This is a genomic window from Halobacterium yunchengense (assembly GCF_037031165.1).
Classification (GTDB): domain Archaea; phylum Halobacteriota; class Halobacteria; order Halobacteriales; family Halobacteriaceae; genus Halobacterium; species Halobacterium yunchengense.
The window spans coordinates 77693-102123 of sequence record NZ_JAYEZL010000001.1 but is presented as its reverse complement, the minus strand read 5'-3'; the positions used below and the strand labels follow the sequence as shown (position 1 = coordinate 102123).

18 protein-coding genes are annotated in these 24431 nt (G+C 55.6%); 8 read left to right on the top strand and 10 right to left on the bottom strand.

Annotated elements, in window-relative coordinates; genetic code table 11:
* Positions 1-30 precede the first annotated feature (30 nt).
* From U5911_RS00475 to U5911_RS00465, 3 genes are all read right to left on the bottom strand, one after another.
* Entirely contained in the window at positions 31-387 is a 357-nt protein-coding gene (locus U5911_RS00475; protein WP_418771475.1) for a DUF8165 family protein, read from the bottom strand.
* Between the two features lie 129 nt (positions 388-516).
* The gene (locus U5911_RS00470) at positions 517-1284 is read right to left on the bottom strand and encodes a CBS domain-containing protein (RefSeq protein ID WP_336034350.1); all 768 of its coding nucleotides are present in this window, start codon (positions 1282-1284) and stop codon (positions 517-519) included.
* A 65-nt stretch (positions 1285-1349) separates the two neighbouring features.
* Complete coding sequence (locus tag U5911_RS00465) at positions 1350-2444, bottom strand: hypothetical protein (RefSeq protein WP_336034348.1); 1095 nt, start codon at positions 2442-2444, stop codon at positions 1350-1352.
* 313 nt (positions 2445-2757) lie between these two features.
* Here U5911_RS00465 and U5911_RS00460 point away from each other — a divergent pair, with 313 nt between their 5' ends.
* Both U5911_RS00460 and U5911_RS00455 read left to right on the top strand, forming a co-directional pair.
* A complete protein-coding gene (locus U5911_RS00460) occupies positions 2758-3390 on the top strand; it encodes a hypothetical protein (protein ID WP_336034346.1) in 633 nt (210 codons plus the stop codon).
* 55 nt (positions 3391-3445) lie between these two features.
* The gene (locus U5911_RS00455) at positions 3446-3769 is read left to right on the top strand and encodes a hypothetical protein (protein ID WP_336034345.1); all 324 of its coding nucleotides are present in this window, start codon (positions 3446-3448) and stop codon (positions 3767-3769) included.
* Between the two features lie 141 nt (positions 3770-3910).
* On the opposite strand, the gene U5911_RS00450 is transcribed toward U5911_RS00455, so the two are convergent.
* The 6 genes from U5911_RS00450 to U5911_RS00425 all read right to left on the bottom strand — a co-directional run bounded on the left by U5911_RS00450 (position 3911) and on the right by U5911_RS00425 (position 8953).
* Positions 3911-4633 carry a hypothetical protein gene (locus U5911_RS00450; protein WP_336034343.1) on the bottom strand — a complete coding sequence of 241 codons (723 nt, stop codon included), beginning with the start codon at positions 4631-4633 and terminating at the stop codon, positions 3911-3913.
* A 27-nt stretch (positions 4634-4660) separates the two neighbouring features.
* Positions 4661-5326 carry a hypothetical protein gene (locus tag U5911_RS00445; RefSeq protein WP_336034341.1) on the bottom strand — a complete coding sequence of 222 codons (666 nt, stop codon included), beginning with the start codon at positions 5324-5326 and terminating at the stop codon, positions 4661-4663.
* Entirely contained in the window at positions 5326-6297 is a 972-nt protein-coding gene (locus U5911_RS00440; protein ID WP_336034340.1) for a hypothetical protein, read from the bottom strand. Before U5911_RS00440 ends, U5911_RS00445 begins: the two co-directional genes overlap by 1 nt.
* A 303-nt stretch (positions 6298-6600) precedes the next feature.
* On the bottom strand, positions 6601-7365 hold the full coding sequence (locus U5911_RS00435; RefSeq protein ID WP_418771516.1) for a DUF8168 family protein: 765 nt from the start codon (positions 7363-7365) through the stop codon (positions 6601-6603).
* A 101-nt stretch (positions 7366-7466) separates the two neighbouring features.
* Complete coding sequence (locus U5911_RS00430) at positions 7467-8423, bottom strand: hypothetical protein (RefSeq protein WP_336034336.1); 957 nt, start codon at positions 8421-8423, stop codon at positions 7467-7469.
* Positions 8420-8953 (bottom strand): DUF8112 family protein, encoded by a 534-nt coding sequence (locus U5911_RS00425; RefSeq protein WP_336034335.1) that lies wholly within the window; start codon positions 8951-8953, stop codon positions 8420-8422. The genes U5911_RS00430 and U5911_RS00425 overlap by 4 nt, the downstream gene beginning before the upstream one ends.
* Positions 8954-9478: 525 nt before the next feature.
* On the opposite strand from U5911_RS00425, the gene U5911_RS00420 reads away from it, so the two are divergent.
* Positions 9479-12355 (top strand): helicase-related protein, encoded by a 2877-nt coding sequence (locus U5911_RS00420; RefSeq protein WP_336034333.1) that lies wholly within the window; start codon positions 9479-9481, stop codon positions 12353-12355.
* 2 nt (positions 12356-12357) lie between these two features.
* The gene (locus U5911_RS00415; protein WP_336034331.1) at positions 12358-16419 is read left to right on the top strand and encodes an Eco57I restriction-modification methylase domain-containing protein; all 4062 of its coding nucleotides are present in this window, start codon (positions 12358-12360) and stop codon (positions 16417-16419) included.
* A gap of 9 nt (positions 16420-16428) precedes the next feature.
* Here U5911_RS00415 and U5911_RS00410 read toward each other — a convergent pair whose 3' ends face one another.
* On the bottom strand, positions 16429-16734 hold the full coding sequence (locus U5911_RS00410; protein WP_336034329.1) for a hypothetical protein: 306 nt from the start codon (positions 16732-16734) through the stop codon (positions 16429-16431).
* A gap of 137 nt (positions 16735-16871) precedes the next feature.
* On the opposite strand from U5911_RS00410, the gene U5911_RS00405 reads away from it, so the two are divergent.
* The 4 genes from U5911_RS00405 (at position 16872) to U5911_RS00390 (ending at position 24193) form a co-directional block, all read left to right on the top strand.
* Positions 16872-17435, top strand: a complete 564-nt coding sequence (locus U5911_RS00405; RefSeq protein ID WP_336034327.1) for a hypothetical protein — start codon at positions 16872-16874, stop codon at positions 17433-17435.
* 43 nt (positions 17436-17478) lie between these two features.
* Positions 17479-22782 carry a DEAD/DEAH box helicase gene (locus tag U5911_RS00400; protein ID WP_336034326.1) on the top strand — a complete coding sequence of 1768 codons (5304 nt, stop codon included), beginning with the start codon at positions 17479-17481 and terminating at the stop codon, positions 22780-22782.
* Between the two features lie 103 nt (positions 22783-22885).
* Positions 22886-23128: a DUF8139 family protein gene (locus U5911_RS00395; RefSeq protein WP_336034325.1), complete on the top strand. Its 243-nt coding sequence runs from the start codon at positions 22886-22888 to the stop codon at positions 23126-23128.
* A gap of 111 nt (positions 23129-23239) precedes the next feature.
* On the top strand, positions 23240-24193 hold the full coding sequence (locus U5911_RS00390; protein WP_418771515.1) for an HNH endonuclease: 954 nt from the start codon (positions 23240-23242) through the stop codon (positions 24191-24193).
* Positions 24194-24431: the final 238 nt, after the last annotated feature.

Here is a 24431-nt window from a genome sequence, read left to right as displayed (position 1 = left end):
TCGTCTCCGATTCGTCGTCCATACTGCCGGTCACGCGTCCGTGTATTCGGCGAGTGAATGGTCGAGACTATCGGTGACCCACTTGCCGATCTGGATGAGTTCAAACGTCTCAATCGGGGTGTCAAGCCCATCGGCGAGCTTCGACCGGACTCCGGGTGAAAGCTCGTCGACGGGGATTGCGGTGAGGGCGTGCTGCGTGAGAAAGTAACTGCTCGCCTGGCTTGTCGGAGCGATGACGATGACGTTCTCTCCGTCAGCGTCGGCAAGCGCGAGCTCCGCATCTCGACGCTGAAGTACCGTCGCATCAAGCTCCTCAACGGGAAAGAGCATACTCGCCTCCCCGTGCTCGATACTCGCCCCCGCCGACTGAAAATGCCCTTTAAGCATAACTACTACAAAATATATTCTTATGGGGCATTAGCATTATGGTGGAATGCTGTATGACCACAAACCACACTCGTCAGTGCCTTCTCTTGGTCTCGCCTCTCGACTATTCAGAGAAGCAGCGAACACTGGCTATACTGTGTTGGCGATACCAGTGAAGTACGAATGAGCGATGTCCAATTGATCCCGATCAACTTCATCGGCTTCCGCACGGAAGTGGAATAGCGCGTTCCGGGTATCCCGGATATCCTCAAGTAGATCTTCCACCATTGAGCGTTCCTGCGACAATCGGGATGGAAGCTGGTCTACATTCCTCGTGATAAACAGTCGGTACTCGTCGAACGAGAAATCTTCAAGCCGTTCTGGGGGATCGTATCGGTCGTCATTCTCGGCACGAGGAGCGAACGCCTCCTCCATGCACTGGTCTAAATCATCGACAGACTCCCGGAAGATATGTCGAAGGCTCTCCTCAATCTCACCAATCTTCAGGAACGGATCGACTTGGAGTTCAAGGAAATACAGGATATCATACCGCGTCAGAATCCCTTCTAAGCTATCCGAATCACCAATGAGGACAAAATCGTCCTCAGCAAATGTCTTGAACAGCTCGAAAATATCGTGGTCAGGATCGACAAACCTCGGCGACGTATTCAACGCAATCTTCACCGACGTCTCCTCGACACTCACATCCTCCATCGATTTCACGTACCTTGCAATCGACTTGTACGTCACAACACCCTCGATCCCGTACTCACTCTCCACCGGGAGCTGGTCAAAATCATTCTCCAACATTATCTCCAACGCAGTCTGAATCGAATCGTCGATATCGACCGTCACTGGGTCATCCGGCGACGCGGCTGTACTATGAGATAACACGTCGTCCGCTGTGAAGAACTGCATATCTACGCCAACCCAGTGTAGAACTAATTACCTTATGCAGCCACCCCAATCTCACACGGCGGGGGTCAGGGAAGGTAGACCGAATAGTCCGACGGATTCATCGACTCCAATTCAAACGACGTGAGCCCGTCGAAGAACTCCTCAATAACCGTGATGAGATGGTGGAAATCAGCGATCAAGGCATGCATCATCTCGTTCGGATTCTGCTCCTCAACCTCATACCCCCAGAAGTCCTCAGGCGGAATATCGAATTTCCCGACCGACTCGTACGTGATCGTCATGTCGAAATCGCTGACGAAGTTCTCCTCAATCTCGAACTCGTAGCTTCGACTCCCAATCCCGGTAGAGATCGTGAACTCGCGCCCGTCCCCAGTTCCCCGGTAATCTGCGATACGCCACTCATTCAGCTCTGGTGTTCCGGTCGTGTGGAACGAGACGCGTAACCCATTGCTATCATCGCTCGTGTCCCCACTCGCAGCCTTCACCTCTGCTACCTCCCATGGGTGGTCGTCGTATTCCTGCAGACGAGTCTGTAGATCGGGAACAAGGGAAAGAGACTCTCGATACTCAGACCGGGTCGTGTAGTGCAGATCAAACAGTCCACCATCTTCGTCTGGGTCGTAGTCGTCGTCTTTGATGCTCTCGGGTTCCCACGCATCCAATCGTTCCTCTACGTCATCGCTGAAGCTGGGCTTGTCCGACAGTTCCTCCAACAGGCTCGTGATCGAAGGGGGTGTGGTCCCGCTGGAGTCATCACCAGACGTGTCGGTGAACTTCTCGCGGAGATTCTTGACCCGGGACTGGTACTGCCCTCGGTAGTCCTCAGTGAAGCCCAAAATCTCATCAATGTCGTCCTCTGTCAAGCCTGGGCCTGCCGCATCGCGGAGGTCGTCGGGGTCGAGGTCTGACGGGTCTCCCTGCGGCCCTGATTTCTCCGTCCAGTGCAGTCCGACGTCGTACAGCGTCCACGTCAGGTCTTTCGGGACTTGAACCCCACCGCTCGGTCCTTTCTTCGTTGGTTTGTACCCGATTTGCCGGTAGATCTCCTCCGTGACCTCCGGTGCCTGCAACGGAATCGGATGACTCCGACCAGAAACCCGTGCGTGAACGTAATACCCGTCCTTCTCATTCGAATCAGCATATTCCTTCAAAACCGCCATACGAACGGCTTGTCGTGATGTATCATATAGACCTGGTTATCCCGCGACCGACTCTCCCAGTGCCCATCAGGAACCTGTTGTACGAGACCACCGCCGAAAACGAAGGGGTGGCCTTGTTGAAACCCTATATTGATGATCGGTTCCAGCAGTCGTGCTGAATGGAGCGCGCAAGTAGGTAACTCCTCTAAATACTGCTATGTCAACGGTGGTCCGCTTCCATAGACAACTGGTTCAGGACTCCGATGACCCCAACCATCACTCCGCTTAAATATCAGTTAATCGTATATGCCGGCAAAGACGGTGCTACGTGGTCATGTTCGGAAAAATGCAGTCCGGGCTAACTCGACTTTACGCATGGAACCGGGGAGGGGTCACAGATACCGGAGAATACTCTGCCAGCGGGATCTCACGGACCGTGTACTGGTTCCACGACGAGAGCAAACGGATGGGTGACTACTCTCCGTTTGGAACCCTATTACTGAACGAGCAAGCCAAGGAGGACTTCTCAGAAGACGTCGTCGACTACGTCTTCCTCCACGAGGTCGGTCACGACCAGATGGGATTCATCGGAAGGACCCTATTCTGGGCATTCTACCCAACATTCGGCTTGCTCCTCCTCGCCGGGATAATAGCCTTACCACAAACCCTCGTTGCAGCCTTCCAGTTCGCACCTTCCACAGTTATGGTACCTGCGTATCTTGTTGTAGGGATTGGGATCACCGTCGCTGCCATGCTTCCGTTTGCAGCCGTTTGCTGGATCGATGAGGCACTGGCCGAGCTCTTTGCTATCTCCAAGATTGGACGGTCACAGTACCGGTCCGTATTCGACGAGGTTAAGGAGGAATCAGATGCTGGACTCCTTCGCAAGATCCGTCTCCGGATTCAGTACCCACCTGAATCATTGATCCTCTGGATCGCACGTAAGCGAGGAATCGGCGGCCAATAGAATCCCGGATTAGTGAGAAAGTTTATGCGTTTATATGAAAATGAATAGGTAAGAAATGGTGGGTGTGTTCGGGTCGATCCGATACGTCATCAATACCTATCTCAGTAGTGCCGTCGGTAACTTCTTCCAGTTCGGCCGCCAGCAACTAAGTCTTCTCGTAGTACTCACCCTCGCCGGATCAGCACTCCTCGGCGTCTCACCGGTAGAAGCCATCAAAACAGTTGGAGCGATAAGTCTACACCGAACTACCGCTCTCTGGGGAATCACCTCTGTGCGACGAGCTGTCACCACCGGACTAATCGAGATTCTAGTCTGGGAAGGAATTGCCTTCCTCGGGTGCGCTGTCAGCGGCTTCCGGCTGTACCAAAACACGGACTGAACCACAACAATCCCTCCGAATTCATTTCCTGGACTGTCTGAGCATAGCCGAGTTCTGACGCTAAGGCATTCAACAGAGCCGAACGGTGAAAAAGAGAAACTCTGTTGATTCGGGGCAAAGGACAGAACGGCCTGAACCCGATCAGTCGCCACTCCCGACTGGCCCGAGTCGTCGCACTCGACCGGCCTCCACGAGTCGTTTCAGCCCGTCGCGGGTCGGCCATCCCCACGGTGCTTCCTCCACTTGCTGATTCGGCGCAATCGCGCGGAAATGCGACCCGTAGCCGTTCGTGATGAGGCGGCGTTGACACCCGGCGATCTCGAACATCCCGAGATCCAGCCCGTCGTTGAGCCGGCCGATGTGAGCCGCACCAGCTCGATACCCGAGAATCAGCTTCGGACGGAACTCGGCCATACTTTCGACGGGGAATTCGTAGTTCTTGTACGTGATCGGTGTCTTCAACTCCAACACGTCTCCCCACGGGTCGTACACGCCGAGTTCGAACGGCTCCGCTAACTCAGGTTCGAGTGCTTGCCGTGCTGCCCGTCGCTGGTCGTCGTGGTCCTTGTGGAACACCCAGTGAATCACGAACCCTAACCGGAGTGCCTCCCGCGTCTTCTCCCGGTACGGTTGCTCCGACCCCGCCACGAACTCAATCCACCGATTCACCCCTTCACCGAGAATCATACAGTCCGGCACCCGATCCGCGACCGTCCGCTCAAACCGGTACTCCCCCGGGAACCACGGGTCTCGCTTCTCACGTTTCCGCCGGTCTAACGCGAATTTTGCCCACAGGTGCTCTGGCGACTCGTTCCCCGCCGACCGTAACCGGTCCGGACACCCCCAGATTTCAAACTCACGCATCCACAACCAACCTCGTCAGCCTCCCTCTCATTCGCCAGCCCTCGTCGGTGTCAACGACTTCACACCGAAATCCGACTTGCTACAGTACCGCTCAGCGACCCGGCCGAGCGCCCGGGTCCGCAGCACATCCGCTACGTTGTGTAGGGCGAGCTCTGCGAACCACCCGTTCTCGAACGCTGCCACAGCCGCCTCACTCCCATCGAACGGATCCACAGCACCGTACTCGCCATCACACAGCACCTCGTACACACCAGCCAGGTCTCGATGCTCCTCGCCGTCAACGGTCGTGTTGAACCGGTCGGCGACGACCGACATCACATCCGCGTACGGCACATCAGCGAACGGCCACGCCACCCCGAGCCGTGCGTACCGCGTGCGGAGGAACGGCACGTCAAACCCGCCGCGCCACCGCTCCCCATTATACGCGACCAGCAACACGTCCGATCCGCAGAGCCGCTCCGCAACGAACTCCTTCACGGCCACGAGCAGTTCTTCCTCAGACGCGTGCGTCGACACATTCACCAGCGCATCCGTCGCTTCCTCCACCTCACTCGTCACGTCACTGGGCGGCCGACCGGCCGTCTGCACGAACACGCGCACCCCCATCGACAGCCCGAACCCGACCACCGTCACTTCGTCCTCGACGTCGAATCCGGTCGTCTCAATATCGAACGCCACCTGCTCCAACACCACTACACCTCACCCCCTGCCGCAGCAGCGCCGCGCTCCGGGACCCGATCCTCACCTGCTGGGCGAACACGGAACTCACCGAACCCGAATCGGGAATGCGTCCCGACACGCAGCACTCCATTCTTCGCCGTCTCCACCGGGTCATCACCAACATACCGGACGACCTGTCCGTGATCTACTGTCTGTACCGCGTACGTCTCATCACCGTCCACGAGCCGCGTCTCCCGACGACGCAACCCGGTCGATGACGCGGCATTCGTCTCCTCCGTGTCGACACGCCACCACCACGGGACGCTCTGCGAATCGCCACTCGGATGTTCGGACTCCAGCACGTACGGCGACACCAACTCGATCCGGCACGACTCCGCGCTTGACTGCGCTGCCTCCAGCCGCGAGTAGTCCAGCGCCTCCAGGTCAACGACTTGCGTGTCGACGAGCGACAGTTCACCGAACCCGTAGTTCCGCGCCCCGCCGACCTGCAGCCCGTCAAGCACATCCTCATCGACCGGCACAACCCCGTCGTCACCCCGGCCAGCGTGCAGGTAGCAGTGAACGTACCACGACACCGACCGTCGCCGATTCCGTTGACCGCTCGGTCGCCCAAACCAACACGTCCCGTCGAACGCGACCCGGTCACCGTGCAACTGGATGTCGTGCGCGTTGTGCGCGTCTCGCGGCCGTGACGCCAGCAACCATCGCTGCGCCGGGTCACGGAACACGAACAAATCCTCGTACGAGGTAACGTCAGGCAGCGACTGCCCGAGCTTCCCCGCGTACCCGTCTTTGGAGTGTTGCTCTGGGTACTCTCCGTACTCGCCCGGTAGGAACACGCCGTGACTCACGTGCAGCGACCGACGCGTCTCAGCATCAACCCGCCGCGCAACAGCGTTGAACAACGCGTTCCCCGTCACGAAGTACGGATGCCCGAGGTACTGCCCATCCAGCTCGAACAACACCTGCTGGAGCCGCGTCATGCACAACCCCCCGTGTTTCCAGTCCACACACTGATACGACGCGACACAACTTCGACGACACCCCACGGGACACACACGCTCTTTCCAGCGTCACGACCGGGACAGCGGCTGTAGCTAGCGAACCATCGAACCTGGGCACGACGATCTCGACCGGTGCGTGTCCGGACCCCCCACACCCTGTTTCCAATGTCTTTCACCACTCGCCGCGACTCGACACACACCCCATTTCCAGTGTCCTCACACGCCTCGTTTCCAGTGCCACGGGCGCGAGACCGGCTCTCGTCATCGAACACGGTACACACGTCACGCATCACGCCCATCACCTCCTGCACCAGCAGCCACTGGATCCAACGCCGCGACGTACTCTTCGATGAACTGGAGCGCCGCCGACCACGACCGGATCCGTCGTAGTTGTGCATCGAGCACCCGCCACCGACGCTCCCCATCCACATCGAACGGGACCGCCGGCAACCGCGCCCACACATCCGCAAACGACCGCGACGGCGCACCACCAAGCCGCGCTGCCGGCCGATCACCCGGCTCACCAGTCACGTGCAACGCAAACCCCGACGTCACCAGCACCGTCCGATGCGGCACAACCACCGGGTCAGCGCCGGGCGGCGTGACCGCGAGGAACAACTCATCGAACTCAACCCCCGACCGGTAATTATCCAACAGGGCCGCCGCCAGCACCGTGTGGTACTTCAACGACGTATACGGGTAGTATGGTGACTCACTGAACAACGACGTCACCACCGAATCCAACCACGCCGCATGCAACGCCTCCGGATCCTCGATACTGATCAGTTCAGTTAACGACCCGCCGACATCAGCGACCGGCTCCACCGTCGACGCCACCTTCCCGGTCAGCAACGACACCCTGAACCACGACTCGTGCGCATCCAACATCTGTTCTGGTTCTCCGCGCGGCCGGCTGAGTAACGCCGCATCCCGATCCGCACCCAACGGCACCTGCTCGTTCACCCGAATCCCCCAGAACGAGTCTTCAGCGTGCTCGTGCCCACGCATCCGCGCCTTGTGGATATCGTGCCTGTACACCGCGACCATCGGACCCACACCCGAGTCACCCGACTCCTGCTTCGACACGAACGGGCGGATCGACTCCGACGGCGGCTGCAACGACTCCCCACCTGATTCACCAGGATCCGTCACGCCGACCCACCTCCCGGCATCGCAACGTCCCCATCACGCGCCGCCACACGCACCTGCAACGCCCGCACGAACGCCGGACGACACTCAGACGCCCACACCTCATCCTTCTCCTCCATCGCCTGCGTCACCGCCTGCGCCCGATTAAACACCCGCCGCACCTCCCGCTCATTGTATAGCGGATTAATCACCCAGACGTCAGCGATACCAGCACCGAAGTTCCGCGCCCCACCGAGCTGGAACGTGAACTCGTCCGCGTGCGCATCCAGGAACGACACGGCTTCTAGCAACAGCCCAACGAACTCCAGCTTCAACTCTCGGAGCGTCAACTTCCACGTTCCCTCGACGTTCCCAAGGACATCACGATCCGCCTGGCGAAGCGGTTGCCCACCATCCGACTCGTTCCGCGACCGCACCTGCGACGACACCTGCCGGTAATGCGCCTCCGCCTCACCCTTGAGGACATCGACGTTCCGGCGAATCGGTGAAAACGACACTGGCCGACGCAGCAGCTTACCGGGCTGAGAGCCGAACCCGCCGAACAGGTCGTAAATAACGCACCTCTCGTCGTGTTCGTCGAGGCACGCACCCTTCTCGTGGTAACCCGACTCCAGGTCACGCTCGTACGTCTCGGCCCGCATGTAATCCGCATTCGGCTCACCCGGATGACACGCCGTCGACCCAGCAACCTGGAGCACCTGCTCACAACCGTGCCGCAGCCAGCCCGACAGCGTGAACGGGCTGATTTGTCCTTCGATCTGATTCATCGGATCATCCGCCTCATACCGATCCGCCGACGCATGATGCCGGTCCGTCACGATCCCGTCTCCTGGGGACAGCAGATCGATTTCAAGCCCCACGTACACGTCCGGCAGCAACATCTCCTCTACCGACCGCGGCAGGTCCAGCTCGACATCGAGATGCGAATCCACGAGCGCTGGCTCGTTCGACGTCATCGCTCACCACCCCAGAACAACCCACGAACCACGCCGCCATCTGAACGACCCGCACGACGCTTCGTCTCACCCAAAGACACCTCCGCCGACGACTTGGTCGTTTCCGGCGTCTCAACGTCAGATACAACGTTTGCAACCGAGCCACCATCTAAGACCAGACGGACGGACTTCGTCGCCGCCGCACTCACCGCCACAACTTCCGGTGAGAGCAACACCGGCCACGACGACTGGGTCGCGCCATCAGAACACCATCCAACACGACCCTCAACCACCAGTTCACGCACACCCAGCGTGTACTCCCTCGGGAGCTCATGTTCCTCGTCACCGCACACTACATACCCGACCTGAAACATCACCTCCCCAGCCGGTCGAAACACGTACACAACAACCGAATCACCCTCCCGAAGAGAAGAACCGCACACTTGATACGTCGCGGCCCCTTCCCCGAGCGAAACTTTATTTATTTGATGTATGTCTTCAATTAGTGGTCTGTCGCCGCCTTCTTGTGTTTCCAATTTTGAGTTCTTCATGGGTTCTCAGACCGTATTTGGAACCCAGCCTGGGTGCTGCAACACCCGGGCACTTCTGTTGATTAGTGCCCAGCGGCTGCGTTCCCAGCCATTAGTCGAGCGTCTATTGGCATAAACCTTTGGACGACCGACTAATGGCATCGTTCCCAGCAGTCATATGTGAAATGGCACTCACACCACTACTATGGGCGACCGGGATCGGGACGAAGAAAGTGGGAAATTTACAGAGGAATACCCTCTCCAAGAGTTCTTAGAAGCTTTGTCTGAGCTAGGTCCGAGTGGGACGACGGATATTTCAGACTACATTGGCTGTGATCGTCGAACGGCCTATCTCAAATTGAAAACGCTCGAAGACGAAGGAGAAATCCGAAGCCGAAAGGTCGGAAATTCTCTTCTCTGGGAACGGGACGAATAGTTCACATAATCACCGAACAGCGAAATGTCCCCGGTAGAGATAAGTGCGTTCTCTTTGCAGGTAACAAGCATCTTCAGCAGCTAACGCGAGACCATACTAACCTCTAACAAATGAGTTCAAAACTCCCTTCGAATATCCAACCTGGAACCGTCGTAGAAAACCGCAATAGACTCTGGAGGGTTGACGCCGTTGATGGAAACGTGGTCACGGCAACCCCTCTAGACGGGAATACAGCTGACAGGCACCGGTTCTATACCCCTGTCGAGAACATCAGAGAGGGGAGCTTAGAACCCCCGGACTCAGAGAAGCTCGGCAATCCCGAGTTTCAACGCCTACTGAATCGAGCGTACCGCCTTTCGATGCTCCACGGGACAGCCCCGCTTGTGAGCCTTCAGCGTTCAAGGGTAATCCCGACCGAGTACCAGCTCACTCCAGTGGTGATGGCACTCGATATGCCTCGTGTTCGGATGCTACTGGCGGACGACGTCGGTCTCGGGAAAACCATTGAGGCAGGGCTCATTACCAGCGAGCTCATGGCTCGCAACAAGGCGGATCGAATCCTCATCATCACGCCTGCGAATCTTCGGGAACAATGGCGTGAGGCGTTCAATTACTTCTTCCACATCGATGCGGACATCATCAGTCGACGCCACCGAAAGGCGATGGAAAAGGAGATCCCGCCAGGAACCAGTCCGTGGGAACACTTCTCGAAGCTCATCGTCAGCATCGACTATGCGAAGCAGAATAGCGTCCGGCACGAGATTCTCGATCAAGATTGGGACCTCGTCATCATTGACGAGGCGCACCAAGCGGCGAAGCCCCACGAATCCGGGGCGAACGAAACGGTCGATATGCAGCGCTGGGACTTTGCGACCGAGATCACCGACCACGCCGAACACTGTCTCCTCCTGACGGCTACGCCTCACAACGGGTACACGGATTCGTTCGCCAGTCTGATCCGGATGCTCGACGTCGACGCTGTCTCCGGGCCTCGACACGATCCCACTATTCATCGAGACGTTGCCCGAAAGCACGTGGTTCAACGCCGGCGAGATGACGTCAAGCAGTGGTTCTCCGATAGCGAGGGGAAGAGTCCCTTCCCGGAGCGTGACCAAGACGAGGTTCGGGTCACACCCACGGAGTACGAGAAGGAGACGTACGACGCCGTTCGGGAGTACGGTGAACTGCTGATGTCCTCCGCACAGCGTTCCAGTTCCAAGAGCCAGACACTGGCACGCTGGTCCGTTATTCACTTCCTCAAGCGAGCGCTGAGCAGTCCCGAAGCCCTCCGACGATCTCTGAAGAACCGCCAGGACAAACTCGAAGGTCGGTTGGAGGATCTTGACGAGGAAGACACCCAGACTGTAATCGAGGAAACAGCCGGGATCTCTGAGTCGATGGCACAGGCAAATGCACTCGACGACGACCCCGGTGAAGAGTACAGCGAGGAGGAGGTCGGGGAACGAGTCGAGCGAGTCGTCACGGGTGACAAAGCCGCCATCGAACAGGAGCTGGACGTTCTCGAAGACGTCGCAGAGAAGGCGGAGCGAGTCACCAAAACCCGTGACGCAAAGCTTCAGCGGCTTCTCGACGAGACACTTCCCAATCGGTTCCAGTACCCCCGTGTCATCATCTTCACGAAGTACGTGGACACGCTGGAGTACCTCGAAGAGCAGATCAAGGACTCGCAGAGCGACGAAACAGAGGTCTTCACGCTTCACGGATCGCTGAACGAAGCCCAGCGGAAGGAACGGTTCAAAGAGTTTGAGGACTCTACACGGGGCGTTCTCATCGCCACCGACGTGATATCGGAGGGCATGAACCTCCAGCACGCGGCGAACCAGATCATCCACTACGAGCTGCCGTGGAACCCCAATCGTCTGGAGCAACGGAACGGCCGAATCGACCGGTATGGTCAAAAGAACGACGAGGTCGTCATCCGGACGATGGTGGTCGAGGACCAGATGGACGTCGCCATCCTCGAAAAGCTCGTCCAGAAAGCGAACAACATCAGGCAGGAGTACGGCTTCTCACCGCCGTACTTCGGTGACGACGAGGGTATCCTCGAACTCCTCAAAGACGAGGGGATCGACGCCGGCGTTCCACAGGCGACACTCGAAGAGTTCGGAGGCGGTTCCGCACCAGCAGAGCGTGAGAGTGCAAGCGTCTTCGACGACGAGACACTCGACCGGATTAAGTCCGAGTCCTTCTACGGACACACCGAAGTCGGACTGCAAGAGGTTCAGAAGCGCCAAGAAGAGACGCACCAGCGGATCGGCGGTCAGGGAACCCTGGAACAGTTCGTGAAGAGCGCTTTGGACTTGTTCAGCTGCTCGTACGAGATGAACGTCCAAGGCCACCTCGACATCAAGATCACCGCTGACCGGCTTCAAGGACCGGATATCGACCGAGAGTACGAGGACGTGACGTTCGATCCGAACGAGGCGTCCCAGTCCTCGGACACGGTGATGCTCGACATCGCCCATCCGCTCGTACAGCGGCTCATCGAAGCCGTCAAAGAAACTGCGTTGACCGACGAGGATCGCTATGGGCGAACTGCCATACGGGGAACCGATGAGGTGAGTGAGCCGACGGCAGTGTATACAGCACTGGTTCGGTACGTGGCGGACACCGAGCCTGACCCAACGATTATGGAGGAGTTGGTGCAGGTCGGGTTGCCGATCTACAGGGACGAGCCCCTCGATCAGGACATCGTCGAGGCGCTGGAGGAAAGCGAAGCCAAACCGGTTCAGCTGACACAGATGGAGAAGGAAGACGATCTCGAAGCAGCACTCGGACACGAGGCGTTCGAGCAGACGCTACAACGGCGAGCAGAACAGCGGCGGGACAAGATCGTCGAACAGCGGACTGAGATGCGAGCGGAGCTTGAGAAGTCCGGAAGTGGAAGCTGGCTGTCCGGGATTGACGACGTCGAGATTGCGAGCAAAGATCTGCTGACTGTCACCGTCTACTACGGGAGCAACTAACGATGAGTATCGATACACCCTCTACCGACGCCGAAGCCGAATCGAGTTCCAGTACGCCACGAACCGGATCGACGACGTTCATCAACACCAGCGGCGGTTTGCTCACGGACGAACTGGTGAGCAAGCTCCGCCAGCGTCATTGCGGGGAGTCCGCCGTCCGACCGGAGACCTTTGCGTTACCGAACACAGAGCCGCCCGAAGAGGCCGACGTCGAAGCGGAGATCGGGGATACGTGGGACACGCTTCGAGAGCGGTGGGACGAGCTCACGATGGACGAGACGCTGTTCCATATGGACGTCTCGGACGCTCGTACGAAGTGGATCCTCAAGTTGTTCCAGAATCTCGGGTTCGAGCCGGTCTTCCAGCGGGAGAATCTCGAAGCGGGCGGCATCGAGGCGAACCTCTCACACAAGGGGTGGCCCGACGGCGAGATCGAAAGCTACGGTGAGATGGAGGGGCGGACGGCTCCGATTATCCATACCGTCGAACCAGAACAGAAGCTGGACGAGAAACCGGAGGATGCTCCCCGTGGTGCCAAGAGTCCCCACGACACACTCCAGGAGTTCCTGAACGCCAGCGACGAACACGACTGGGCAGTCGTAACAAACGGACTGACGCTCCGGATTCTTCGTGACTTCTATCACACGTATACCCGTGGGTACGTGGAGTTCGATCTGGAGAATATGTTCACGAGCCGGAACTATGGGGACTTCCGGGCACTCTACCGGCTCTGCCACGCTACACGGTTCATCGAGCCGGTCGTCGCCGACGATGAAGACGATGACATCGAGACTCCGCTGGAGCAGCTGTATCAGGTCGCTCTGTCTACTGGGGTCAAGGTTGGCAAAGACCTCCAGTCCAACGTCGTAAGCGCCATCGAGACGCTGGGAACGGGGCTACTCAATCAGGAGATTCGAGAATACCTCGAAGAAGGTGGAGAAGAAGAGGCCAAGGAGTACTATCAGGAGGTTCTGCTCTTGGTGTATCGCCTGCTCTTCCTGATGTATGCGGAGCAGCGGGGAATGATGGCTTCCCGTGATAGTCTGTACACCGACGAGTACAGCATCACAAACCTCCGTGAGAAGGCGGAAACACGCACGAACAGTAGTGACCGGAACAGCGACCTGTGGCACGGATTGCAGTCCACATTTCGTCTCGTCGAGAAGGGCGATGATGAACTGGGTGTCCCTTGTTACAACGGGATGCTCTTCGACTCGGATCGGCTCGAATGGGTGTCAGAAAGCGAGTGCTACAACGACGACCTCTTGGACGCAATAGAGGATCTAACGCTCATCGAACACGAAGGAACTCGCCAGCGCATCTCGTACGCCGACCTCGGCGTTGAGGAGATCGGTTCCGTCTACGAGAGCCTTCTCGAATTCACACCGAAGCTTGCAACCGAGGTTGTCGAGCTAGAAGACCGAACGGTCTCTCACGGTGAATTCTATCTTGATGATCGAGGTACGGAGCGAAAGGAGACCGGGAGCTACTACACCGATCCCGGACTGGTACAAGAACTCGTTCAGAGTTCGCTCAAGCCCGTCGTAGAGGACCGCCTCGAAGATGCTGCCACAACTGACGAAAAAGAAGATGCTCTCCTCGATATCTCGGTCTGTGACCCAGCAAGCGGAAGTGGGGCGTTCCTGATTGCTGCAAACAACTTCCTCGCACAGCGCCTCGCTCGCATTCGGTCTGACAGCGACTATCCGCCTGAAGAGCAGATTCGAGAGGCCCGTCGAGACGTCCTTCAACATTGCATCTATGCTGTCGACCTCAATCCGATGGCCGTCGAACTGGCCAAGGTCAGTCTGTGGATCAACTCCGCTGTGGAGGACAAACCGCTGAACTTCCTTGACCATCACATCAAATGCGGGAACTCCCTAATTGGAGCCAACTCGGAGCTTGTCGAAGGCGAGTTCCCCATAGACGCCTACGAAACCTCCGGAGGACGTGACTGGCATCTCGGGAACGAGATCCGAAAGCGAGTCAGGAGCGAAAACAAAGAGCGGTCTAAGGGTTCTTCCGAGTCGTCGCTACAACAATGGGGAGCGGGTAAAGAGGAGTACGTGGATATTGCTGAACGACTTGATGAGATTGAAGAGGAAGATACTGAAGATATTGAGAAGAAGAGAGAGCTGTACAACGAACTGCAACAGACAGAAGCGTACCAGCAAGAGAAGCTAGCATACGATATCTGGACAGCAGCGTTTTACTGGCCAATGGATGGCTCTACGAAAGAATATCCGTCTCCATCCACCATCGAAAAGGTTCGCCGGAATCCGAATCCAGATGATGACGCACTCCAGGATCTGATAGAGCGAGCTACGAAGATTGCAGAACAACAACTGTTCTTCCACTGGGAGCTAGAATTCCCGGAGATATTTGGAGGTATTTCACCGGGGTTTGATTGTATCCTCGGTAATCCTCCTTGGGATAAGGTGAAAGTGGAAGAACGCGAATGGTTCGCAGGCAGAGTAAATGAAATAGCAGAGAAAGAGTCGAAACGTAAACGAACACAACTAATTGAAGAATTATCGAACTCTAATAAAGAGATCTATGATTCTTGGAAACTTGCATCCAAGAGAGCGGCTCAAACATCGAAGTTTATACGAGAATCGGGTCGTTTTCCCTTATCTGGCAGGGGTGAGATAAACACATACCCAATATTCGCTGAATTAGGACACAAGGAGTTGACTGCACCAAAAGGTCAAATGGGGATGGTTGTTAAAACAGGTATTGCTACTGATTTCGGCACTCAAGATTTATTTGCTGATCTTGTTGACAGCAATTCCATAGTGTCCCTGTTCAGCTTTGTAAATAGTGAAGGTCTCTTCCCAGATGTTCATCCAAATGAACGGTTCTGTTTATTAACGACATGTGGTTCTCAGATCAATATAGACAATTTCTCGTTATCATTTTATAACACAAATATAGAGATGTTGAGGGATGAGGAGCGAAGATACACATTGACAGCTGATCAGCTGGCAAAGATTAATCCGAATACGAAAGGAGCCCCAACTTTTGAAAATCAGAGAGTAAGGGATATTGCCGTGTCTATTTACAATAAATTCCCTGTCCTAATTAATGACGTCGAAAACACGAATCCTTGGGGAATAACTTACCACACGCTATATCACATGACGAATGACTCTGATGTGTTCGATGAAAACACAAAAGAATCACTTGAGGATGATGGGTTCTCATTGGGTAAAGACGGAATATTCAAAAAAGGTTCTGAGACGTATCTTCCTCTCTATGAAGCGAAGTATATACACCAGTTTGACCACAGATACGGTACTTTCGAGGGGATCCCAAAAGAAGACCGATTCAAAAGGCGAGCAAGCACTAGGGATCTCACAGACCAACAGAAGAAGGATGTAGACTACGAAATAATCCCTCGATATTGGGTGGCAGAAGACGATTTCAGAGAAGATATCGAGAATTTAGAATGGGATCAAGAGTGGGTTTTCGCATTTCGAGATGTTGCGAGAGTCACTAGTGATCGACGTACTGCTATGGGAACTATTACTCCGTTTTACCCTTTCAGCAACAAAGCCCCATTCCTAACGTTTGAAGACTGGGTCGATGCTGAGGAAGCGGTGTGTTTCACAACTTTATTCACGTCTTTCACCTTTGATTTTGCTCTTAGACAATCTCTGAGTGGTGCTTCCATAAATCTCTACATTTTAAAACAACTTCCCATGCCTGAGCCGACATACCTCAACAAGTTCGAAGTTGAATATGAGGGGAGATCAGTTTCACTGAAAGAATTTCTGTATAAGAGAGGTTTAAAGTTGATGTGGACTTCTCATTCTCTGGATCCTCTTGGGGAAGATCTCGACATAAGTTCTGGCCCTTATGAGTGGGACACTCAAGAAAGAGAACAATTGAGAGCCGAAATTGATGCGGTAATAGCAAAGCTATACGGACTGAACAGATCAGACTTTGAATTTGTATTAGATTCCTTCGATATATTAAAGAAACAGCAAGTAAGTCTCCATGGAGATTATAAACAAAAGAAAGATTGCCTCAATACATATGATGATATTAAGTTGAGGGAATAAGTGGTGTATCTATTCTTCGTTCCCACGTAAGGTCTTCAGTTGTTTCCACTCATCGTCTTCCTCATTATAATAATCCCACCACCGCCATCCATTAACCTCGTATTCTTTCCCAGTAGCATCCAGATTGGCTTGGCGAGCGGCTCCTGTCGGGGAGTATTTTTCATTTTGGTACACGACGTGCCCCTCCCGAACTGTTGCTTTAATCATCTCGCCCGCTTGATCTCCTCGTCTATATTTATGCCGTAGTTTGGTCCCGTCTTCTAATTTGCCAAGGGCAGGATGACCATTTTCCACTGAATAACTGTTCCCAGACATTAGTCTGAGTTCTTGTTTATAAAGTAAAAGAGTTAGCCACCTATTGAACCATCACTATTCATCTCAGCTATATTCTCCGTCTGCCGAGATTAACAATACAATTATCCCGACCGTTCTTTTACTGAAGAGCAACAAGTGTGACCGAAGTTACTATAGCCAATATTGTGGGTGTTCTCGATTTTCATCGAGAGCTCGATCTAAAAGCTGTTGCCGACTTATTGGAGTCCACAGATACGGTATCTGAAGTAAATTATTCACCAGCAGAGAACCACTGGCTTCAAACCAGGTTCAAAATAGATAATGAGTCAAAATATGTGGCGTTCTATCGTTCTGGAACTTGTGCAATAGTGGGTTGTAATTCAATTCAAAAATTGAATGAGATCTCTGAGAGAATCATAGATAGTATGAGTCCCGTTATACGGGAAAGTCCTACTTTAGAAGTCAAAAATTTAGTTTGTGTTGGAGAAATAAAGCAAAACCTCAATCTTGAACGTATTGCTATTGAAGCCGGCCTTGAACAGATAGAATATGAGCCGGAACAATTTCCTGGATTAATTTATCGAGCAATCAATTCCCAAGCAGTATACCTTATATTTGCTAGTGGAAAAGTTGTGATTACAGGCACATCAACTATTGATGGCGCAGAACAACTATTCCGGGATTTAATTAGCGAATTATCTGAATGGGGCATTCTAGACTAACTCAGCACAAGCATTTTGTCGCACTTGGCCATCTGACAATGTAATGGCCACTCGTCTCAATCCTTTCGACGCCCTCGATAACGTCCAATCATCTTATCGCTCCTACGTCGAGACATTCCAGAACGTCGACGACGAGACGATCAACGCCTGGATTGAGAATCGCATCGAGACGGGAAAGGTACTGTGGAAGGAACCGTTCGTCCAACTGAATCAGCGCTTCCAGTACGGCGATACCCTCGAAGAGTTTGTTGCAGACGATAAGCTCCACGAGGGTATTCTGGACGTGTTCACCGGTGCTGGCGGCGATCCCATCGAGCCGTACAAACATCAGACAGAGGCGATTCAGTCTATCCAGTCCGGGAACAACACCATCGTTTCCACGGGAACGGGATCGGGGAAGAGCTTCGCTTTCGGGATCCCCATCGTCAGCCATTGTCTCGAAGCCAAGGAGCGGGATGAGGACGGGATCAAGGCGGTCATCATCTATCCGATGAACGCTCTGGCGAACTCCCAGTACGAGGACTTCGCGGAGCGGCTCGAAGGGACGGGGCTCCGACTGGGGCTCTACACAGGGGACACGCCTCACAACCCTGACGAAGCACCTGAGTTCCTCCGGCAGTTCGGCCGTGAGGAGGCGTTCGACTCCGAAGTTGTCTCTCGGGAAGAAATGCAGAACGACCCGCCGGACATCCTGATGACGAACTACGTCATGCTCGACCTCATCCTTACCAGGCATGACGACAAGAAGCTCTTCCCAGAGATGCACGAAGGAGCCTTGCAGTATCTGGTTCTCGACGAGATCCACACCTACACCGGCCATCAGGGAGCCGACGTCGCCGCACTCGTCCGCCGGCTGAAGCAGAACACCGACGCCGGAGAGGAACTCGTCTGTGTCGGTACCTCTGCGACGGTCCAGAGTGACGAGGGAATCGACGCCAATGACGAGATCGCCGAGTTTACAGGGAAGATCTTCGGCGAGGAAGTCGACGCCGACAACGTCGTTCGGGAGTCCCACTATCCGCTGCCCCTCTCTGACGACGAACCACTCCCCAACGATATTGAAGTCACCGAGGGCGATATCGCAACCTTCGATGGGAGTCTCGAAGCCGCACAGGACCTCACCGAGAAGCTCCTCGACCGGGATCTAATGCCGGCGGAAACGACCGATGCGTCAGCACTCGGAAACACACTGGAGAATCATCCCACGATCAAGTTCCTCGACGAAGAGCTCAGCACCCAGAGCCAGCAGATCTTCGCCGGCGAGGACGACGAAAGCGAAGACGGGAAGGATCTCGTCAGTAGCTATCAGGAACAGTACCGACCCGATGCATCTCGGTACGACATCGAGCAAGAACTTCAGGCCGCTCTGCTCGTCGGAACGGTTGGAACGACCGAGATACAGGGCGAGGAACAACCGATCTTCATCCCGAAGCTCCACACCTTCTTCAGTCAAGGGAGTGGTCTCGTCTCCTGTCTCACCGAGGAATCCTTTGAGGACGACGATCCCCACCTGAGTGACGCCGGCGACATCGAGTGTCGTACGTGCGCCCAAGAACACGACCGTACCCGGACTGCCTACCCGCTCTCGTTCTGTCGGGGATGCGGTCAGGAGTACTACACCACGGTCGTCGATCAAGAGAACACCGTCACACAGGGTGCGCTGAGTACCTTCGTAGACACCGAAGAGGACGAAGAAGAGGCGTACCTGATGCGGGGCGATTGGGACCGAGAAACCGCTCCCCTCCCCGATGAGTGGCTAAATGAGAACGGCCAGCTTCGAGACACCTACGTTGAGGCCGAACCCCGACCAGCTACCTACTGCCCGGAATGCGACCAGCTTACCCCCGGACGAGTGGAACAGGGGCAGCTCGAATGCGGATGCTTCGCTGCACAGGGCGTCGAGGTGATGCGAGTCAACCAGCCGTTCCTGTTCTGCCCGAACTGCGGGGTTCACTACACTCGTCGGGTCAAGAACGAGTTCAACAAGCTGTTCACGTTCGGGACGGTCGGTCGTTCGACGGCGACGGACGTTCTTATCGGAAACACGATGCGGAATCTCCCCGACGACCAGCAGAAGACTATCGCCTTCTCCGACAATCGACAGGACACTGCGCTACAAGCGGCTCACCTCAACAACCTCTACCAGCGGGTTCGATTCAGACGCTCGCTGTACCATACTCTCGCAGAGGGCGACGACGTTAGCCTCACCACGCTCGGGAACGACGTCTTCGACCTCCTTGATGACGAGGAAGCCCTTCCGCCAGCCATCGACACGGGAATGTTCGGGCCGTCGGCAGAGGACCGTCAGAACTACAGCGACTACCTGCTGTTCAACGTCATTCTCGAACTCGGTCGTGAACAGCAACGCACCCAGCAGAGTCTCGAAGACGTCGGGTTGATCGACGTCGAATACGAGAACCTCGACAAGCTGGCGGACGTCGACGACGTTTGGGACTCGATCCCCGTGCTTTCGAATGCAAATCCGACGGTGCGGGAGGAATACGTCCACGGATTCTTAGACATCTTCCGCCGGAGCATTGCGATAGACCACGAAAGCACCACGAACTTCGCCGACTTCAAGCGGAACGTCATCAACCAACTCGACGAAGAGGTCCATTTCCACGGACAGGAGTTCTTCAACTTCCCAGTCGGATACAGCGATACGGCAAGTACCAGTGGGAGACACCGTGTCCGTCGACTCACACACCCCCGTTCTCGACACGTCCGTTGGACAGCCCGTGCGTTAGACGTCGACACCGATACTGCGAAAGCGATCATCAACAGCGTCATCGACCTCATCAGCGACGACGAGGTACTCAAACTGTTGACGCAGGAGTCGCTGAAGTACACCGGGAAGGTGTATATGCTCAACCACAGTGCGATTCGGGTCACGCAGGCCGATCCTGAGGACGTGCGAGTCTGCCCGAAGTGTGGAACACCGACGACTCGGGATGAACTCGACGTCTGTCTGAACTACAGTTGCGACTCGATTACGCCCGAGGAGACGGATCTCGAATCGTCCTACTTTTACGATCTCTATACCGAATCGTTCGACGACGCCGTCGACATCATCGCCGGCGAACACAGCGGTCAGGTTGAGAACGAGAAGCGGAAGCAGCTGGAGTCGGACTTCCGAGAAGGCGAGAAGGTAAACACCATCGTCTCGACGCCGACAATGGAACTCGGGATCGACATCGGTGACCTCTCGAACGTCTATATGCGAAACGTCCCGCCGAACCCGAGTAACTACGCCCAACGTTCCGGGCGAGCCGGGCGACAAAACCAACCGTCACTCGTCACGACGTTCTGTGGCCGTGGGTTCGGACGTGGCTCCCACGACCAGTACTTCTACCGAAATCCGGAACGGATTATCGCTGGGGAGATCAGTCCGCCAACGTTCCTGCTCAACAATCAGGATTTGGTTGAGGCGCACATCAACGCCCTCGTTCTCGAACAGATCGAACTGAAGTTCCAGAGCAAGCCCCGCCAGATGCTGGTCATCGAGGAGGGAAGCGACTACGAGATTATGCCCGATTATCGGGCAGATCTGGAGAATGCCGTCAAGAACAACCGACAGAAGATTATTCAAGCGGTGAAGCAAGCGTTCGCCCGTGAGCGTGAACAGGATACCGTCGGGGAGTGGTTCACTGATGCCTTCATCGAGCGCCAGGTGGACAACTTCGTCGAGAATCTCGATGCGGCATTCGATCCATGGCGGCGTGAGTACACCCGACTGAGCCGTGAACTGCGGCGGTTGAACCAACTCCTCGCCACAGAAGGAGGATCGTATCAGGATCGGATCGAGCGCAACGCCATCGAGGACCGCCTAGAGGATATGCGTTCGGGGAAGAAACGCTTCTACACGTATCAGTACCTCCGCTCACAGGGATTCTTGCCGAACTACGGATTCCCCAGACAGAGTACGACGCTAACGTTCACTTCCCGAGAGGACGACATTCAGCGAGATCAGACAAGGGCTATCAGCGAATTCGCACCTGGAAACCACGTTTACTACGCTGGAGAGCGGTTTGCTGTTCGGTATGCTCGGCCTCGGACGAAAGATTCGGAGCCAGTCACTCGACATCTCCGTGTCTGTCCGGAGTGCGAAACCATCCTGATGGGAGAGGATGCTCAGGAGGCCGCAGCGTGTCCCTCCTGTGAGACCTCCTTCGATGGGACCCATCCGAATCCGAATGCGATGGAGCTCCCGAACCAACACGCTCGACCGGAAGAGTACATCACCAGCGACGAGGAGGAACGCCGTCGACAGGGCTACGACATCAACAGCTACTACGAACGGTCCGACCCCCAAGCATACGACTTAGAAGGAAACGGGATCGAGGCCCGAGTGACATACGAAGGGAGTGCGAATATTGTCTTAGTCAATAGCGGGCTTCGAGATGCTGACGAAGACGACCTCAACGGATTCGCCCTCTGTATGGAGTGTAACCGCTGGCTGACGAGCGAGGACCAAATCGAGAGTCACGTCGACGAAGACGATCCGGACTGCTACGCTAATGCGTCAGAGGAGGCGATCAAGCGTGAAATCGAGTTGTTCTCTGAGGGGCAACACGACACGGTGACACTGACTACGCCACTCCCCAGCGATCTGGAGCCAGAACAGACTGAGGAATTCTATCGAACCCTCAAGGAAACCGTCTATCAGGGCATTCTGGTTGCGTTCGATTTGGACGAGGAGGAGATCGACACGTTCGTCAAACCAGGAACAGGGGAATACGGACAGGTTACCATCGTAATCTACGAAACCAGTGAGGGTGGCGCAGGTGTGCTCCACTCGCTGATGGACGAGGCACGCTTCAGAAAGGCAGTTCGAGAGGCACAGACCGTCCTTCACGGAGATCCCGATGACGATGGTTGTGAGCGAGCGTGCTATGAATGCCTCCTGTCTTTCTACAATCAGCCAGAACACGAGTTCCTTGACAGAACACTCGTTGAGTCGTGGTTAGAGAATATGGAATCTGGGACGCTGACGGAACTGCCCGGAGGAAGTGGTGGTGAGGACAAGGGGAACTTCGATAAGCTACTGGAGGCTTGTGAATCCAGCTTTGAGCGTGAAGTGCTTCATACCATCCGAGATCAAGGGTTCGAGCTACCCGACGATGCCCAGAAAGTCATCTATGACGGAGATGAGCCAGTCGCAAAGCCGGATTTCTTCTACGAGCGGTCAGGAAGATCTATCGCTGTATTCGTAGATGGGCCTGCCCACGAGAAGGATTACGTCAAAGAAGACGACGAGCAAAAGCGGACCCGACTCAAACAGATGGGATATCGTGTAGTCCCTATTACTGATATTGAACAAGTAGCGGACGTATTGAGAACAATTTGACCAGCTAGGTCTGTTGAACGCGTTTCATCAAACTCCCTCAATATGGACGTGAATGCTACTGAATACCGAGTGCTGATAACCATCGCTGTCGTCTGATCCGATAATGCAGCGCTTCTCTGAGGGAGATCGCGTCCGGATCGATATTCCTGATGAGACGGATCCCGATCATCAGGAGTATCACGGCGAACACGGGCAGGTCGTTGCCGTGTTGAGTGATGATGCGGATTCGGTTACTGCTGACGAGCGGGATGCGCAGCTCTACCGGGTCGCATTTGATTCAGGTGAGACGGTTGATTTCCGGTGGCGTGACTTGCGACCACCAGTCGACGACGCCTCACAAGCATAGACCTCGGCAGCTCTCGACCAGTTCCAGGACAGATCTACTGGGGAAAGGATCATCATCTGGCTCTGTCACTGTTTCTTCATGCCTCCGGATCGGCTCCGTAGTATCGTCCCGATGTTTGGTGGTGGGACTCGGTATGTTGAGACGTTGGATACGATTCTTGAGTTCGTTGAAGCGCATCAGCCGACGACGGACGAACTTGTCGGGTGGCACCGTGGTTCGTTCCAGAATGTTTCTAGTCGGGACTCGATTATTCGGCGGGTGAGCTATCTACAGCAGGTCGGATTCCTCCATCAGACGAATGACCACTGGGAACTCGGTGATGCTGGTCGGGAGTACATTGAGCAGGGCGATGTGGCGACGTTGCTTCGAATTATGTGTGATCGGAACGTCGGGCTTCGGAGTCTTCTGTATGCGTTGGTTGCTGGGCCGATGACGATGGCGGAGGTGAGTGAGCAGCAACTCGATACCCACCCGGAGTTAGGGTGGAGCCGTGGCGAGACGGACATGGCGAAGCAGCGGGTGAATTGGCTGCGGAGCATGGGACTCGTTGAGAAGCGTGGCGACGAGTACGCGTTGACGGATGACGGTCTACAGTTCGTTGAGAGCGCGGTGGAGGAGTGGGCGGATTCTGACTGGACGCCATCGGTGAGCGATGCTGGGAGTCAGGCCGGGACGTACGAAACGACTGCCCACGCACGGTCGGTCGATCCGGAGTTCCGCGCGACTGTGTTGTCTCGTCATGGCCGGACGTGCCCGGTGTCCGGGGTGGATCATCCCGGCCTGTTGGACGTGGCGCATGTCCTGTCGTGGAGTGACTACCCGGAGTACAGGGCCGATCTCTCGAACGTGCTGGCGCTCAGTAAGACGCATCACGCGGCGTTCGACCGGGAGCTGTTCACGATTGACCAGGACTACCGACTGCGCGTAAATCCTGAGTTCGAGACTGAGAGTGACGTGTTACAGCGGACGATTATTGACCGCGAAGGGGAGCGAATCTCGATTCAAGAAGAGAGCCTGAACCCGCAGTACGTCACGCAGCACAATTCATCGCTTGCGTGGCTCTGAGTGAGGCGTACAGGTGGAGTAGCGGGGCTGTTGTTTGCCCTATCTGAGGGCGAGTGTTTATACGTGACTCAGTAATAATTCGGGTTACGCGACGCCCGAGATCACCCTTGCATCTGTACACCGGACGATGCGTAAATATCTCTGGCAGACCCACCGATACCTCAAACCCTGGTATCCTAGCACTGTGCCGGCGCGGTGCCAGCGCGTCATCGGACGTCGCATGCTCGCTGTGCGAACA